General features: G+C 70.1%; 13 protein-coding genes and 5 pseudogenes. 11 read left to right on the forward strand and 7 right to left on the reverse strand.

Annotated features, from left to right (window positions below):
* The first annotated feature begins 46 nt into the window (after nucleotides 1–46).
* Complete coding sequence (locus OG953_RS05595; protein WP_405682830.1) at nucleotides 47–1,291, forward strand: DMT family transporter; 1,245 nt, start codon at nucleotides 47–49, stop codon at nucleotides 1,289–1,291.
* Here OG953_RS05595 and OG953_RS05600 read toward each other — a convergent pair.
* From OG953_RS05600 to OG953_RS05610, 3 genes and pseudogenes are all read right to left on the reverse strand, one after another.
* Nucleotides 1,261–2,619 (reverse strand): peptidoglycan DD-metalloendopeptidase family protein, encoded by a 1,359-nt coding sequence (locus OG953_RS05600; RefSeq protein WP_405682831.1) that lies wholly within the window; start codon nucleotides 2,617–2,619, stop codon nucleotides 1,261–1,263. The two genes, OG953_RS05595 and OG953_RS05600, sit on opposite strands and share 31 nt — an antisense overlap.
* 238 nt (nucleotides 2,620–2,857) lie before the next feature.
* Nucleotides 2,858–3,001, reverse strand: a pseudogene (locus tag OG953_RS05605) (ABC transporter permease); the annotation flags it as partial.
* Nucleotides 3,002–3,319: 318 nt separating this feature from the next.
* Nucleotides 3,320–3,646, reverse strand: a pseudogene (locus OG953_RS05610) (TetR-like C-terminal domain-containing protein); the annotation flags it as partial.
* Between the two features lie 164 nt (nucleotides 3,647–3,810).
* Here OG953_RS05610 and gndA point away from each other — a divergent pair.
* From gndA to OG953_RS05630, 4 genes are all read left to right on the forward strand, one after another.
* Nucleotides 3,811–5,253: an NADP-dependent phosphogluconate dehydrogenase gene (gndA, locus tag OG953_RS05615; protein WP_405682832.1), complete on the forward strand. Its 1,443-nt coding sequence runs from the start codon at nucleotides 3,811–3,813 to the stop codon at nucleotides 5,251–5,253.
* 70 nt (nucleotides 5,254–5,323) lie between these two features.
* The gene (locus OG953_RS05620) at nucleotides 5,324–5,470 is read left to right on the forward strand and encodes a hypothetical protein (RefSeq protein ID WP_405682834.1); all 147 of its coding nucleotides are present in this window, start codon (nucleotides 5,324–5,326) and stop codon (nucleotides 5,468–5,470) included.
* A gap of 399 nt (nucleotides 5,471–5,869) precedes the next feature.
* Nucleotides 5,870–6,937 carry a Dyp-type peroxidase gene (locus tag OG953_RS05625; protein WP_405682835.1) on the forward strand — a complete coding sequence of 356 codons (1,068 nt, stop codon included), beginning with the start codon at nucleotides 5,870–5,872 and terminating at the stop codon, nucleotides 6,935–6,937.
* Nucleotides 6,937–7,734, forward strand: a complete 798-nt coding sequence (locus OG953_RS05630; RefSeq protein WP_405682837.1) for a family 1 encapsulin nanocompartment shell protein — start codon at nucleotides 6,937–6,939, stop codon at nucleotides 7,732–7,734. The genes OG953_RS05625 and OG953_RS05630 overlap by 1 nt, the downstream gene beginning before the upstream one ends.
* 111 nt (nucleotides 7,735–7,845) lie before the next feature.
* Here the strand turns inward: OG953_RS05630 and OG953_RS05635 are convergent, their stop codons facing one another.
* Nucleotides 7,846–8,238, reverse strand: a complete 393-nt coding sequence (locus OG953_RS05635) for a M64 family metallopeptidase (protein WP_405691657.1) — start codon at nucleotides 8,236–8,238, stop codon at nucleotides 7,846–7,848.
* An 88-nt stretch (nucleotides 8,239–8,326) separates the two neighbouring features.
* Between OG953_RS05635 and OG953_RS05640 the strand changes: the two are divergent.
* From OG953_RS05640 to OG953_RS05650, 3 genes and pseudogenes are all read left to right on the forward strand, one after another.
* Nucleotides 8,327–9,131: pseudogene (locus tag OG953_RS05640) on the forward strand (helix-turn-helix domain-containing protein); the annotation flags it as partial.
* A 72-nt stretch (nucleotides 9,132–9,203) separates the two neighbouring features.
* On the forward strand, nucleotides 9,204–9,692 hold the full coding sequence (locus tag OG953_RS05645) for a MarR family winged helix-turn-helix transcriptional regulator (protein WP_405682839.1): 489 nt from the start codon (nucleotides 9,204–9,206) through the stop codon (nucleotides 9,690–9,692).
* A 2-nt stretch (nucleotides 9,693–9,694) separates the two neighbouring features.
* Complete coding sequence (locus tag OG953_RS05650) at nucleotides 9,695–10,138, forward strand: hypothetical protein (protein WP_405682840.1); 444 nt, start codon at nucleotides 9,695–9,697, stop codon at nucleotides 10,136–10,138.
* 366 nt (nucleotides 10,139–10,504) lie between these two features.
* On the opposite strand, the pseudogene OG953_RS05655 reads toward OG953_RS05650, so the two are convergent.
* From OG953_RS05655 to panD, 3 genes and pseudogenes are all read right to left on the reverse strand, one after another.
* A pseudogene (locus OG953_RS05655) lies at nucleotides 10,505–10,991 on the reverse strand (arylsulfatase); the annotation flags it as partial.
* 66 nt (nucleotides 10,992–11,057) lie between these two features.
* Nucleotides 11,058–11,417 carry a GNAT family N-acetyltransferase gene (locus tag OG953_RS05660; RefSeq protein ID WP_405682843.1) on the reverse strand — a complete coding sequence of 120 codons (360 nt, stop codon included), beginning with the start codon at nucleotides 11,415–11,417 and terminating at the stop codon, nucleotides 11,058–11,060.
* 30 nt (nucleotides 11,418–11,447) lie between these two features.
* Nucleotides 11,448–11,873, reverse strand: a complete 426-nt coding sequence (gene panD / locus OG953_RS05665) for an aspartate 1-decarboxylase (protein WP_405682844.1) — start codon at nucleotides 11,871–11,873, stop codon at nucleotides 11,448–11,450.
* Nucleotides 11,874–12,136: 263 nt separating this feature from the next.
* Between panD and OG953_RS05670 the strand changes: the two are divergent.
* From OG953_RS05670 to OG953_RS05680, 3 genes and pseudogenes are all read left to right on the forward strand, one after another.
* Nucleotides 12,137–12,474: pseudogene (locus OG953_RS05670) on the forward strand (hypothetical protein); the annotation flags it as partial.
* A 558-nt stretch (nucleotides 12,475–13,032) separates the two neighbouring features.
* Nucleotides 13,033–13,389 (forward strand): DUF5132 domain-containing protein, encoded by a 357-nt coding sequence (locus OG953_RS05675; protein ID WP_405682845.1) that lies wholly within the window; start codon nucleotides 13,033–13,035, stop codon nucleotides 13,387–13,389.
* Nucleotides 13,390–13,562: 173 nt separating this feature from the next.
* A complete protein-coding gene (locus tag OG953_RS05680; RefSeq protein ID WP_405682846.1) occupies nucleotides 13,563–15,845 on the forward strand; it encodes an ATP-binding cassette domain-containing protein in 2,283 nt (760 codons plus the stop codon).
* The last annotated feature ends 87 nt before the right edge of the window (nucleotides 15,846–15,932 follow it).

A 15,932-nucleotide genomic window follows, 5' to 3' on the forward strand; every position in this document is an offset into this window, starting at 1 on the left:
GATTGCCGCCTCAAGGACGACGACGCAGCGGCTTTGAAGGGACATCGTGGTGTACATGAGTTCCCTTGCGCTGTCCGTGCTGCTGTCACTGGTCTCCGCGGTCGCCTACGCGGCCGGGGCAATCGTCCAGGAGCGCGTGGCCACGGCTGGAGACGGCCGCTCGCTCGCACCCTTACGCAACCGTGTCTGGTGGGCCGCCGTGGCACTGAACGGCGTGGGCGCGGTGTTGCATGTCGTGGCGCTGGCCTGCGGTCCGCTCAGTCTCGTCCAGCCGCTCGGTGCGCTGACCATCGTCTTCGCCCTGCCGATGGCGGCACTCTTCGTACGCCGCCGGGCAGGTGCCATCGCATGGCGCGGCGCGATCATGGCGACCGTCGGTCTGGCGGGCCTGCTCGCGCTCACCGGGAACGTCGAGTCGCACACCCTGAGCGGCCCGGATCAGTTGACGCTCGCCGGCGTGACGCTCGGTGCGGTCGCAGCGCTCTTCCTGATCTCCAAGGGCTTGCACCGGCCGGTGGTACGGGGCGTGATCCTGGCCGGGGCCGCGGGCGTCGCTTTCGGTATCGCCTCGGTGTTCACGAAGACGGTGGCCGTACAGTGGACCTCCGGTACGGCAGGGGCCGGAATGCCTGCGCTGCTGGCGATAGGCACGTTCGCGGCCGCCGGGCTGCTGCTCTCCCAGGCCGCGTACCGGGGCGCCGGGCTGACCGCGCCGCTGGCCACGGTGACCGTGGTGAACCCGGTGATAGCCGCGGCTGTCGGCATCACCATGTTCGATGAGCAGTTCCGGCACGGTACGGCGGGCACCATACTCGCGCTGGCCTGCGGGGTGGTCGCCGCGGGCGGGCTGATACTTCTCACGACGGAGCGGCTGGGCGCGGAGCACCGCGCCGGGCAGCCGACCGGAAGCGAGTACCCGGACGTTCTGGGCGACGGGGCGGACGCGGAGGGCTCGGACGCGGAGCCCTGCGCCGGAGGTATTGCGGAACCGGCGGTGGATCTGGCCCGGCCGGCTGAGACGCAGACGGTCGTCATTCTTCTCGAGCCCGCACCGCCGACGCCCGCCGCGGCCGTCGAGACCATCGCGGAAACGTTCTCGGCTGCCCCTGTGATGCCTCTGATGATGCCTCTGGAGCGTCGCCTCGGGCAGGTGGAGTTCGGGCCCGGGCGGTCATCGCACACCGGCACTGCGGCACGTCGGGGCGGCGTGTCCGCGGGGCCTGCCGCACCGGCTGACACAGCCGGGCCCCAGGGGGTCGTTCAGACGCTGACGCCGCCCGCCCTGAGGTAGGCCAGCGGGTCGATGTCCGAGCCGTAACCGGGGCCGGTACGGATCTCGAAGTGCAGGTGCGGACCGGTGACGTTCCCGGTGGAGCCCGAGCGCGCAATCCGCTGGCCTGCGGAGACATGTCGGCCCTCACGCACATGAAGCGCGGACAGATGCGCGTACTGGCTGTACTTGCCGTCGCTGTGCCGAATGACGATCTGGTATCCGTACGCCCCCGCCCAGCCCGCCGAGACGACCGTGCCGGAGCCGACCGCCTTCACCGAAGTGCCGGTCGGGACGGGGAAGTCGACACCGGTGTGATAGCCACTGGCCCAGGAACCGGCCCGGTGGTACGGGGTACCGATACCTGCCGCAACCGGCGCGACGAAACCATCGGAGTGCTTCTCCGCCCGCTGCGGCTCGTAGCTCTCGGTCTTCTTCGGGTGTTGCTTCGGCTTGGTGGTCTGGTGCTGCGGCTTCGCGGCTTGGTGTTGCGACGTGGCCGGATGCTGCTGCGGCTTGGTGGTCTGGTGCTGCGGCTTCGCAGCTTGGTGTTGCGACGTGGCCGGATGCTGCTGCGGCTTGATGGTCTGGTGCTGCGGCTTCGCCTTCTGGTGCGGTGCGGTCTTCGGCTGCGCGGCCGGCGTCGAGCCCGTCCCGGAACCCGCCTTCGGTGCCTGGGCCACATCGAGGCTCAGGCGCTGTCCGGGAAAGATGAGATCCGGATCGTCCCCCACGACCGTGCGGTTCGCCGCGTACAGGTGCTGCCAGCCGCCCCGGACATGCTCGGTCGCCGCGATCGTGGAGAGCGAGTCACCACTGGCCACGGTGTACGACTCGCGCTGGCCGGGCACAGTGGTCGGCTTGGCAGGCGTGGACGTCCGCTTCGTCTCCGGCTTCCCGGCGGCAGCCTTCCCGGGCGCCTGTACGTGGCTGGTCCGCTCCGACTGCGGGTTGATGCCGGGGGCTTCCCCGCCACTGGTCAGCCCCGCCCGTGTCGAGCAGCCCGGCCAGGCGCCGGGTCCCTGCCCTTCGAGCACCTTCTCGGCGATGGCTATCTGCTGGTCCTTGCTGGCCAGATCGGCGCGCGGGGCGTAGACCGTGCCGCCGTAGGCCGCCCACGTCGACCGGGTGAACTGAAGGCCACCGAAGTAGCCGTTGCCACTGTTGATGTGCCAGTCGCCGGTGGACTCGCAGGCGGCTACCTTCTCCCAGACATCCGTCGAGGCGGCGCCTGCCGAGGCGGCTGCAATGAGCGGGAGCGCGATGCCCGCACCGCCGGCGGTGACCGTGAGCGAGGCACGGTTGAGCCGGCTGGGCCGATATCTGCGGTGCCGTCCGTTTGCGGCCATGACTTGGCTCCCCCACTGACAGTAGGACACGTCGCAAGCGCCCAACTTATGTGCAGACAAAGGCCGATGACAAGGGAGCGATAGCGGCTCACCCGTCACGGGCGACCCAAGAAACACCGCCGCCCGAGTTTCGTGGCCGGTGCACTCGTCAGCCCTCGTACCGTGCTGTCCGGTACGAGGGTTGACAACTGCGTCGGCCATCCGGCCTTCTCCGGGGGAGAGTTACCTGGTGTGTGACGTCACGGTTGAAGACCGACCGCGCCCACAGATGGCCGACCAGGCTCATCCCGACGCACCAGGCGAGCGCGATGTTCCCGCTGTTGCCGATCTCGGTGCCCATCAGCAGGCCGCGCAGCGTCTCGATGATCGGTGTGAAGGGCTGACCTCGCCCCTGGCGGCGGACAGTGCGTTGAGCAGGGTGAGGCGGGCCGCCGATTCCAGGGGCGCGGTGAGTCGCTCGGCCAGGGCGCGGGCTTCGTCGGTCGCCGGTCTCCCTGTCGAGGACGCTGCGCGAGTATCCCCGTGGGTCGAAGGCGGCCACGGTCCACCGGTCGGCCAGCTGCGCTGCCATCCGGTCGTAGATCCCCGCGTCGGCGCTCCCGCCGGGCATCATCAGCAGCAGCGGGCCCTCGCCGCGCACTCGTAGTACAGCGTCGCTCCGGGCACCTTCACACGGCCGGTGCGGGCCGGTGTCGTGCGGTCAGTCATCGTTCTCCCCCTTGTTCGTCGCGGACGGCCAGTGCTCCAGCAGGAAGTGCAGGGCCTCGACGGACCGCTCCCAGGACGTCTGCACGTCGCGGGGCGCGCCGAAGCCTCCGCTCGCCTCCAGGGCGCAGTAGCCGTGGAAGGTGCTGCGCAGCAGCCGTACCGCGTCCGTGAGATCGGGCTCGGCCAGGCCGTAGGCGCGCAGCATCGCGCCCGTGGTCTCGATGGTGCGGTGGTACGGGGACGACTGGGCGGCGACGGCGGGGTCGATCCGCATCTGCGTCGCCTCGTACCGCCCGGGCCGCTCCGGCGCGAACACCCGCACGGACCATCCGACACCTCCATCGGAGCAATACCTAGACCCTCTAGGTATTTTCCTCATATGCATAGGCGGGTCCATCCGGCCCATGAAGAACAGGCCGTCCCCGCGCCCCGTATCCATACTGAAGATTCCGGCATCCCCCACACAGATTGCAGAGCACACAGATGAGCGGCACTGCGCAGATCGGCGTTACAGGACTCGCGGTCATGGGCCGCAATCTTGCTCGTAACTTCGCCCGCAATGGCTTCACGGTCGCCCTGCACAACCGCACGACCGCGAAGACGGACGCCCTGGTCAAGGAGTTCGGCGACGAGGGTTCCTTCGTTGCCGCACACACGCCGGAGGAGTTCGTCGCGGCGCTGGAACGTCCGCGTCGGCTGGTCATCATGGTGAAGGCGGGCGATCCGACGGACGCCGTGATCCAGGAGTTCGCCCCGCTCCTCGAAGAGGGCGACGTCATCATCGACGGCGGCAACGCACACTTCGAGGACACCCGCCGCCGCGAGAAGGAACAGCGCGAGCGCGGCATCCACTTCGTGGGCGTCGGCATCTCGGGCGGGGAGGAGGGCGCGCTGAACGGGCCGAGCATCATGCCGGGCGGCTCGACCCGGTCGTACGAATCGCTGGGGCCGCTGCTGGAGAAGATCGCCGCCAAGGCGAAGGACGGCACCCCGTGCACCACCCACATCGGTCCCGACGGTGCCGGGCACTTCGTGAAGATGGTCCACAACGGCATCGAGTACGCGGACATGCAGCTGATCGCGGAGGCGTACGACCTGCTGCGTGCGGTGGCGGGCTACTCCCCCGCCAAGATCGCCGAGACATTTCGCAGCTGGAACACCGGCCGCCTGGACTCGTATCTGATCGAGATCACGGCGGAGGTCCTCGCCCACACCGACGCAGCCACCGGAAAGCCCTTCGTCGACATCGTGCAGGACCGGGCGGAGCAGAAGGGCACGGGCCGCTGGACGGTGCAGATCGCGCTGGATCTGGGGGTGCCCGTCTCCGGTATCGCGGAGGCCGTATTCGCCCGCTCGCTGTCCGGCCACGCGGATCTGCGCGAAGCGGCGCAGGACCTGGCGGGCCCGTCGCCCAAGGCGCTCGACGAGACAGCGGCTGCGGCCTTCGCCGACCGGGTGGAGCAGGCGCTGTACGCGTCCAAGATCGTCTCGTACACGCAGGGGTTCCACCAGATCCGGGCGGGCAGCGAGGCCTACGACTGGGACATCGACCTCGGCACGGTGGCAGCGATCTGGCGGGCCGGGTGCATCATCAGGGCCGCGTTCCTGGACCGGATCCGGGCGGCCTACGACACCCGCCCCGACCTGCTGAGCCTGCTCTCGGACGCGCAGTTCGCCGAGGAGATCGGTGCGGCGCAGGACGACTGGCGCACAGTGGTCGCCGAGGCGGTACGGCAAGGGGTGCCGACGCCGGGGTTCGCAGCCGCGCTCGCGTACTACGACGGACTGCGCGCGGACCGGCTGCCCGCGGCGCTCACCCAGGGACAGCGCGACTTCTTCGGCGCGCACACATACCGGCGCACGGACCGCGAGGGCTCCTTCCACACGCTCTGGGGCGGCGACCGGTCGGAGGTCGAGGCAGGCTGATACGCGACGCCGGTGGGCGCTCCACGCCCTCGGTGAATGCGGAGGGAGTTGCAGGAGACCGGGCTGACGCATGCGCCCCCGGACCCGGACACCGCTGGTGGACCGCCGCGGAACCGCCGCGACGACGGACCTGCTGCTGCCGGCCGGGCTGCCCGAGCTGATCGCGATGCTCCTGGCGGACTGTCCGCCGGACCGGCCGGTCGTGGTGGACGGCTGACCCCGCGCCCCGGATGCGTCGACGCCGCCCCGGCGCGTGATGGCACCCCTCGTCAGGTCGGCTTCTTCAGCAGTTCCGCCTCGGGCGGTATGGAGAAGGACGGGTACTGGCCGTTGATCAGGCTGCGGTCGACGACCACGTGCGGGCCCCTGCGGCTCCTTGGCCTCCGGATACGCGGATGAACTCGCGTCCCGGATCGTCGGTTGGTCGCCCCGCGTGACGGCCCAAAGGCGCGCCCGGGGATCACGGGAACAGGACCATCCGCGTAGTCGCCCGGTCGGGTGACCCGGGGTGCGGCGTCGTCGTACGTATGCGTAAGTAGCAGCGGGCCCGCTCGTCGCCCCCACACCCGCGAGCCCGCTGCCGTTCCGTACCGCTGACGACCCATGGAGCCCCCGTATGCCCGACGCCTCGCCGGAACCTGTCGCGGCACAGCCCGTCGTCGCGCCGCTGACCAGCGCCGCCCTGATCCTGGTCGCCACGATCGAGCCCGGTGGTGAGCACGTCGTACGCGAGGTGCTGCCCGATCTCGCGGCGATCGCCCGCTCCATCGGATTCCGGTTCCCCGGCACCGGCCTGGTCTCCGTGACCGGCTTCGGTTCCAACGCCTGGGACCGGCTGTTCGCGGGGCCGCGCCCTGCGGGGCTCCACCCGTTCCAGGAGTTGCACGGTGCCCGACACCATGCCCCCGTCACTCCGGGGGACCTGCTGCTCCACATCCGGGCCGAGCGGATGGACGTGTGTTACGAGTGGGCGGCCCGGTTCCTGGACCGGCTCGGCGGCGCGGTGAAGGTCGTCGACGAAACGCAGGGGTTCCGCTACTTCGACCACCGGGATCTGCTCGGCTTCGTGGACGGCACCGAGAACCCGGTGGGGGCGGGGGCACGGTCGGCGGCCCTGGTCGGCGCCGAGGATCCGGAGTTCGCGGGTGGCAGTTATGTCATCGTGCAGAAGTATCTGCACGACCTCGCGTCCTGGAACACGCTGAGCACCGAGGCGCAGGAGCGGGTCATCGGCCGTACGAAGTTCGCCGACATCGAGCTCTCCGACGACGTCAAGCCCGCCGACTCGCATGTCGCCCTCAATACGATCACCGGCCCGGACGGCACGGAACGCGAGATCTTGCGGGCCAACATGCCGTTCGGCAGCTTCGAACAGGGCGAGTTCGGTACGTACTTCATCGGATACGCCGCCGACCCGGGCGTGACCGAGCAGATGCTCCGCAATATGTTCCTCGGAAATCCGACCGGCACGTACGACCGCATCCTCGACTTCTCGACGGCGGTCACCGGCACGCTCTTCTACGTCCCCAGCGCCGACTTCTTCGACGCCCCGCCGCCGTCGCCCGCAGTGACCGCGACCGAGACCCTGCCGGAGCCGGCGTCCGCGCCGGCGGTGGCACCGGCCCCGGCCCGTTCGGACGACGGTTCGCTGCACATCGGCAGCCTGCAAGAAAGCGTCCAGTGATGAACAACCTCCACCGCGAACTCGCCCCTGTCACGGAAGCCGCCTGGGACCAGATCGAAGAAGAGGCCCGGCGCACCTTCAGCCGCCATCTGGCGGGCCGCCGTGTCGTCGACGTGACCGGCCCGGACGGCCCCGGACTGGCGGCCATCGGCGACGGTCATCTGCGCGACATCGATCCCCCCACGCCGGACGTGATCGCCCGGGCCCGCACCTCGGTGCCCGTCATCGACTGGCGGGTGCCGTTCACGGTGACCCGGTCGGCCGTGGACGACGTCGAGCGCGGTTCCGCCGACAGCGACTGGCAGCCCGTCAAGGAAGCGGCCCGCACCTGTGCGTTCGCCGAGGACATGGCGATCATCGACGGGTACGCGTCGGCCGGCATCACCGGACTTCGGGACGGCTCCTCGCACTCACCGCTGCCGCTGCCGGCCGACGCCCGCGACTACCCGGCCACCGTCAGCCAGGCACTCACCCGACTGCGGCTGGCCGGTGTCGGGGGGCCGTACCGGCTGCTGCTCGGTGCCGACGCCTTCACCGAGGCGACCGAGACCTCCGACCACGGATATCCGGTGGCCACCCACCTGGCCCGGCTGCTCGACGACCAGATCCTCTGGGCGCCCGCCGTCGCGGGTGGTGTGCTGCTGTCCACCCGTGGCGGCGACTTCGAACTGTGCCTGGGCCAGGATCTGTCGATCGGCTATCAGGACCACGACGCGACCAGTATCCGGCTCTACCTCCATCAGGCTTTCACCTTCCGGATGCTGACGCCCGAGGCCGTCGTCCCGATCATCGCCTGAGCAACTGCTACCGGCGTCCGGTCGGTCTGACGCTCCAGGTGAGGGTGTCGGTGGCCAGGGCACGGACGGCGGGATCGCGAATGGCGTCCGTACGGTCCACGGCCTCGGCGGTCACCTTGTGGCTGCGACCGTCCGCATGGACTCCGAGCGAGGCCGGGGTGACGGAGTACGTCCCCGGGCGGCGACCTTCTCGACGCCGTCGACGTACCAGCGTGGATCGGTCCTGGCGAGGCCGGTGGCGGCACCGACGGCGGTGAGGTCCGCCGGGGTCACCGCGATACGGCGGCCGGGTCCGACGGTGGCGTCCGTGTCGACGGTGCTGCTCAGTGCGTTGCCCGCACGGTAGAACCCGGCGATCACCGCCTCACGTCCAGGCAGGTTGAACTCGGTGTTGCTCAGCTCGCGCATGATCGATGAGGCGGTGGGGCGGTGGATGCCGAACGGGTAATAGGCGCTGCCCTCGTACGCGCCGACCGTGCCGCCCGCCGGGTCGCTCCGCCCCAGCCGGCGTTACCACTTGGCCTGGTTCTCGGTGAGTTGCGCGGGCGTGTAGGTGGTGGAGTTGATTCCGCCCGGCTCGCCTCCGGTCCAAGTGCCGTACGCCGGCTACGCCGACCGCCGAGCCGCCGGTCGGCGCGTACAACGGCTGTGCACCGAACTCGGACCGACCCAGCGACAGCTCGCCGAGTCCTCCTGCACCCCGCCTATATCTCCACCCTGGAGGCGGGCCGGGTCCGCCCGTCGGAAGCGGCCGTGCGCCACCTCGCGGACCGGCTCGGCGTGACGTACGAGGAACTGGCGACCGGACGCCCCGCCCATCTCGCCACCGAGCTGCGGCTGAAGCTCGTCGAGGCCCAACGGACACTGGCCACCGGCGCCACCGAGGACGCCGCCGCCACCTACACCCGGCTGCTCGCCGAGGCCGATAGGCACGGACTCGACAGCGAACGCACCGCAGCCCTGCTCGGACTCGGCCAGTGCGCACTGGAGACGGGCGATCTGCCCGCGGCCGCGGCCACTTCGAGGCCGCGGAGAGGCTGCTCGCCGACGCACCGCTCCCCCGGTGCGCCCCGGCCGTCCGCGGCCGGGCGGTCGCCCATCTACTGGCGGGTGAACTCCGTTACGCCTGCTACCTGCTGGAAAGCGCCATCGACGAGCTCAACGCTTCCGGCCTGCAGGATTCCGGCGCACTCCTGCTGCTGTACATAGCCGCGATCGCGCCGTACATGGACATGGGCGCCCATGCCCGCGCCGCACAGGCGGGTGAGCCGGCACTGGCTCTCGCGCCGCAGGTGTCCGATCCGGAACTGGTGGCCGGACTGCACCGGAGCGTCGCGCGCACCCTCATCGCAGCGGGCCGCACCACGGAAGCGGACGCCTCCCTCGCCAAGGCGGCCGTGCCCGCGCACGCAATTCAGCGGCCATGTAAATAATAGCCAAGTACATAGTCGCCATGTACTCTATCTTTCATGAGCAACGCACCGCAGGGACCGACCCCCGGCTTCCTGGTCTGGCGCCTGTCGATGAAGTGGCGGGTGGCCGTGGACCGGATGATCGGCCCGCTCGGCCTGACACATGCGCAGTACTCACTGCTCGGATCCCTGCTGGGGATGCAACAGTCGGGGCTGCGGCCCAGCCAGCGCCGGCTCGCGGACCACACCGGGCTCGAGCCCCTCTACGTGTCGAAACTGGCCCGCACCCTGGAGACCGCCGGCCTCATCGAGCGCACCACCGATCCCGGCGACACCCGGGCCGTCCAGCTCTCGCTGACCGATGAGGGGCGCGCGGTCACGCTCCGCGCGGTCGATGTCGTACGAGAGCTCCTCGATCAGCAACTGGCCCCGCTGGGCGGCCTGGACGGTGCGGACACGAAGGCATTCACCCGCACGTTGACAGCACTTCTCGACGTACCGATTCCCGCAATTCCAAGTTCATCGACCAAATCCACCAAGGAGTAGTCATGCCTGTCACACCGACCGTCAACGGCCAGGTCATCGGCCAGGCCCACTACGCCACCCGGGCCGTTCTCGAACGACTGCTGGCGACCACCGGAACCACGTTCCATCAGTCGGTGGCACTGAACGTCATCGCGGACACCGGCGAGTCGATCGAGCGCGGCCGACTCGTCGACCGTATGACCGGCACGCTGAAGATCGACGCGGAGGCCGCCGAAGCAACGGTGGCCGAGCTGTCCGCCGCGGGGCTGCTGGAGGAGGTCCCGGGCAGCACAGCCCGCGTCGGCCTCACGCCCGCAGGTCGTGACCGCCAGCACGCACACAGGGCGGGCATAGCGGACATCACGGCCCGGCTGTACGCGGATCTGCCGGCCGAGGACCTGGCAGCGGCAGGCCGCGTACTCACCGAGGTCACCGCGCGGGCGAACGCCGTCCTGGCCGGGGCCTGAGGCGTACCGCCCGGGAGAACAGAGCCCGCGAAGCACACCCGGCGGCGGTCATCCGGCCGACCGGGGCGCCGGCGTCGGCGCCGGCTCGGGTGTGGGCGGCTGCGGAATCGGATCCGGTGACGGGCCGGGCGGGACGGGGCCCGGCGGCGGGGGCGGCGGCTCCGGCAGTGGAGCCGGAGGCCCCGGCATCGGTCCCGGGGTGGGCGCCGGTGGCACGGGGTCGGGGTACGGATTGGTCATCGGGGGCCTCCGAGCGGTTCGGGGTGGATCTCCTTCCACCGTCCCTCGGAGCGACTGCCCGCGCCTGGTGAGTCCATACGTACAGGTTCCGAATGATCCGCGCAGGTCCGGAACCCGAACGGCTGGTCAGCGCGCGGCGGCGGCCTCGGCGGCGAGGCCCGGCCAGGGGCTGGAAAGCACCGGGATCCGGGTGTCCGTACGGGTGACCGCATCGGCCGTGGACGCCTGCGCGAGCACGATCACATCGGCGTCCGTCACCGCATCGGCCGCGACCGCGACCAGGTCCAGACAGCCGTCACCGTCACCGGCTTCGAAGCACGCCCAGGCGCCGTCGACCATCACGGTACGGACCTCGACGGGCCGGTCCCCCGCCCCTCCGGCGAGCAGCGCGAGGGTCGGCCCCGACCCCGCCGATCGTCGAACAGGTACAGAGGACTGCGGAGGAACCCTCGGCGACGGCGCCCGCGAGCAGCGTCCTGATCTTGCCCGCCACCACCTCCGGGCCCGGTTCCCTTGCCCGGGTGAGCAGGTCCTCGTACACGAGATGACGCAGGGCTGATCCGGGATGGTCCGTGTCCCGGAGAGCGTCGAAGACCGCGACATGGACCGGGGACCGGGGAGATGTGCAGCAGGGCGAGCGTAATCGGCCGAACGGTACACCCCCCGGCCGATGGGATCACTACAGTTCGGGGTGGGACTTGAGCTGGACCTTCGCCTGCTCCACCAGTTCGGCCGGGGCTTCGGGAGCCCGGTCGGGGTGGCGCTGCGCCCACTTCGCGGCGTACGGGCAGAGCGGGACGACGGGGACGCCCTCAAGGGCCGCCATGGCGTAGAACTCCTGGACGAGGGCGCCGGCGATGCCCTTGCCCTCGTGGCCGGGTTCGACGACGGTGTGCACGGCCACGAGCGCCGCGGGGTCGCCGTCCATCACGAAGTACGCGATGACTCCAACGGCCTTGCCGTTCTCGTACGCGAGCAGGTTGCCGCTCGCGCGGTCGTCGCGGATGTCGAGTTCGATCCGGTCGGTCTGTTCTGCCATGACGGGTGCTCCCTCGGTGGTCGAGCCGGGTCAGCGCGCCGCGGGGACGGCGTGCGGGCTCCGTTCGGTGGCGGTACCGGGTACGGGCTCGGAGGCATCGGCGCCGAGCGCGACGATACGATTGCCGGCGTCGACGTGCACGATGCGCGGGGTCAGTCCACGGGCCTCGGCGTCGTCGACCTGGGCGTAGCTGATCAGGATGACCAGGTCACCGGGGTGGACGAGGTGGGCGGCGGCGCCGTTGATACCGATGACACCGGAGCCGCGTTCGCCCTCGATGACGTACGTCTCCAGGCGGGCGCCGTTGTCGATGTCGACGATGTGCACCAGCTCGCCGGGCAGCAGGTCTGCGGCTTCCATCAGTGCGGCATCGACGGTGACGGAGCCGACGTAGTGCAGGTCGGCCTGGGTCACGGTGGCCCGGTGGATCTTGGACTTGAATACTGTACGAAACATGTAGAAACCCCAATTCTTCTGCTCCCTGCCTGCTTCTGCAGGTCAAGGGCGGTCATCGGAGGCTACATCGTTTCGTATGTGTGGTCGGCTGTCGCCGGGTGTTCGAGGACTCACCTGCCAGTCGATATCGAACGTGGCTCTGCTCCCGCACCCGTCAGCGGCATCCGGCTCTCTTGCGCGAGCTTCGGATGCAGTGCGACCTCGCATGGCTCGACATGCCAATCGGCCGGCGGATCGGAGCGCTCCAGCAGCTGTTGGGCTGGAGGCCCGCCCACGTGCGCTGGTGGGCGTTCGGCGGCCCCGACGACAACATCGGGCCGTACCTGCGCTCGCCGCACCACAAGCTCCTCGACAAAGGCGTGCTCGCGTGGGAGAGGGTCGCCGCATCCTGGTCTCACAGCGCTTCGTCGACCACAGCCCGGCCGCCCGCGAGCACGTCATAGCTCTCGCGGGCCGTCCATTCGTCAGCCCACAGCCAGGTGCGCGCCCTGCCGCTGCCGCTCACCGCGACTGGCACACCCGCCAAGTCTTCCCCGGCGAGCCACACCCTGCTCGTTCGTCTGACCGCTACAGCCTCGAAGCGACGCCGCGTTCGGCCTGAAAGACCGGCACGGTCGCTCCTTCCCGCGCGCAGCCGGCTCCAGCCCCGACCCGAACAGCGCGGCAGCCACTGAACCGGACGCCGGACGCCCCACCCAGCAGCGGCGGCGCCGCCGCCCGGGCGGGCGTTTTGCTGCCGCGCGGGCTACCTGGAGGTCGGCCGACCGCGGGTCTGGGTGGAGGTCGGCCGGCGCGCCGAATTCGACGTGCGGAGCTTCCACGAAGCCGTGCCGGGAGGTGGCGGGCCGCCGTTTTCCCGCCTCAGTATGTAGGAAAATAAGTCCAGCGGATCGTCCGCATACCGCAATCAATGGTGCTCGGGGAGAGCAATAGCACTCACATGAGTGAAACCAGCCGGGACCATTTGGCACCGGTGGACATGGATCGACTACGGTGATGGAAGAGCGGATGTAGGACCCATCGACGAGGAATTCAACCCATTGGGGAGATCTCGAATTCTGGAATTGGGTGCTTCCATCCGCCCAACTGTGTGCTGCTTCGGAGTTCGCAGTGCCCCGGGGGTCCCTATCTCACCTATGCGTAACGAGGATGGAGCATCATGCCGCCCGTAGTACCGCCCTTCCTGATCGGTCTCATCGCCGCGCCACTGGCCAAGCGTCTCCTCAAGCCGTTGATGCGCGGCGTCGTCAAGACGTCCGTCAGTCTCGCCTATGAGGTGAAGAAGGCGACCCACGAGGCCGGAGAGAACATCCATGACCTTGCGGCCGAGGTGGCCGCCGAGATGGTGGCGGCGCAGATCGCCGCCGGTGACGTCCAAGCCCCTCCGGGTGACGGCCGGCGGGCCGCCGAGAGCAGCGCCCCGAAGGCCGAGCAGGATGAGGTCGCCGCCCGGGCCGAGGGCGATGCGAGGGCTCCGAAGATCCGCGCGACTGCCGGCGGCAGCAAGGCGCGCTAAAGGTTTGTCCAGCGGCGTGGGCCGCCACGCGGGCTCGGAGAAATGCACCCGAGTGCCGGTCGGCCGCGGATCTGTCGGCCACTTCGTTTCTCTCGGAATTTCCACTCTGTCGCATTGATTCGTCGTGCTCGACACGGTCTTTTTTTGCGACCTCCATAAACAGGTGATCGTAGATGCCCTCTCTGCTGGCTGCCGCAGCCGGATATCGCTCCGTGGATTTGGACGTGCGTCCGCGTTCGGTCATTCCGGGCCGCCAGCGCTGGGACGTCAAGCTGGTTGTCGGACGGCCTCAGGCGGCCGAAGTCCTCGCCGCACTCCTGCGACGCCTTCCCGGCATTACCGAGGCGCAGGCCAGCCCGATCACCGGCGGGGTCCTCGTCCGGCACGACGCGCGGGTGAGAGCCGCGGACGTCGGCGGACTCGTCCGCAAAGCCGTCACCGCGATGGTGGACGGCTCGGCCGGAGCGGGGCGTGCGGCCCCGGCACGGCCCGCCGCCGAGCCGGACCGCGGCGTCGTGCGCTCCGTGCTTGCCGTCGGGGGTGGGGTGGCGGCCGGCATCGCCCTGATCCGCGGATCGGCACCGAGCAAGCAACTAGTGGCGCTGGGCGGAGTGGCGGCGGCGACCGGGGCCGTTGTCCGCAAGGCCTGGCGCAGAACCGTAGACGCGCCCCAGGACCTGCCCGGAGCCGGCGCCGAACGACACCCCCTGCTGGAGATCGTCGGACCGCACCGCCGGCGTCTCCACCGCGCCTCCGCGCTGTCGGTCGCCTGCCAGGTCTCGGAGATGGCGCTCGGTACCTTCCTCGGCTGGACCGCGCTGGTCCTCATCAAGGGCGAGGCCGCGCCGCTCGTCCGCTTGGGCCTGACGACCGCGTCCGCTCAACTCTGGGGTCTGGCAGGACTGGTGGCGGCGGCCTGTGCCGCCGTGGCGGGTCTCTCGTACTCTTCGAACGTCCAGTGGCGCCGGCTCGGCCAGGACATCGAGCACGACTGGCGCAACCGGACGTACGCCCACGTGCAGCACCTCGAACTGCGGCACCTGGAGGGCGAGCGAACCACCCGGATCGCTGGCGCGCTCACCGACGACGTCCGCCAACTGGGCACCTTCTTCGCCACCTCGGCCAACGACCTGCTGCAACTGGGCACCAGCCTGGCCCTCCTGGTGCCGCTGTTCCTGCTGCTGGCGCCGCAGATCGCCTGGATCGCGTTCCTGCCCATCCCGGTCATCGCCTGGCTGTCGTTCCACTACCAGGACAAGGTCGCGGCCGACTACGCCGTCTCCGGCGAGCACCGCGCCAGGCTGCACAGCCAACTGGTGAACACGCTGGAGGCCGGCGCCACCGTCAAGAGCTTCTGCACCGAGGACTACGAGGCCGAGCGCATCGACCGGCTGAGCGGGGAGGCTCAGGAGAGCAACCAGCAGACCGACCGGAGCACGATCCGCCACGCTGAGATCGTCCGGGTCTGCACGACCAGCTCGATGGCCGGAACCCTGCTGATCGGCGGCCGGTCGGTGCTCAACGGCAGCCTGCCGTTCGAGGTGTTCAGCCCGCTGATCGGGTTGCCTCAGATGGTGCTGCTGCGGATGACCCGGCTCGGCGGCATCGTCGACCAGTACCAGCGCGCGATCACCGCCTACGACCGCGTCCAGCGGCTGCACGCCCTGCCCGCCGAGACCGACGGCACCGGCGGACCGCTCGACGTCGAGAAGGTGCACGGGGAGATCGTCCTCAACAACGTGACCTTCGCCTACCCCGGTCGGCCGCCGGCGCTGGAGGACCTCTCGCTGACCGTCCCCGCCGGGCAGGTCACCGCCCTCGTCGGCGCCACCGGCTCCGGCAAGACGACGATCGCCAAGCTGCTGATGCGATTCCATGACACGCAGTTCGGCAGCGTGCTGCTCGACGGGCGGGACGTGCGCGACGTGCCGCGGCACGATCTGCGTCACGCGATCGGGTTCGTCGCCCAGGACCCCTTCCTCTTCGACGGCACCATCGCCGACAACATCCGCTACGGCAGCTTCGGCGCCTCGGACGAGGCCGTGGTCGAAGCCGCCATGATGGCCGAGGCACACGCCTTCGTCGCGGCCTTGCCGGACGGCTACGACACGGTGATCGGCGAACGCGGCGCCGCCCTCTCGGGCGGCCAGCGGCAGCGGATCTCGCTCGCGCGCGCGATCCTCAAGGACGCGCCGGTCGTGATCCTCGACGAAGCCACCTCCGCCGTGGACAACGAGACCGAGGCCGCCATCCAGCGCACGCTCCGCGTCTTCGCGGCCGACCGGACGATGGTGATCATCGCCCACCGGCTCTCCACGGTCCGCCACGCCGACCGGATCTACGTCATGGACGAGGGCGGAGTCGTGGCCGAGCAGGGCACGCACGACGAACTCCTCGCCCAGCACGGACTCTACGCATCCCTCTGGCAACTCCAGGCCGGCGAACTCGCTGCCTGACCGCAGCTGCCGCGCCACCCGACCGCCGACCGCGTGACGTCACCGCGGTCGCCGTGTCCCAGCGCGCCCTGCGACCACGCCTGCCCA

Origin of the sequence: Streptomyces sp. NBC_00057 (assembly GCF_045041165.1) — a bacterium.
GTDB lineage: Bacteria > Actinomycetota > Actinomycetes > Streptomycetales > Streptomycetaceae > Streptomyces.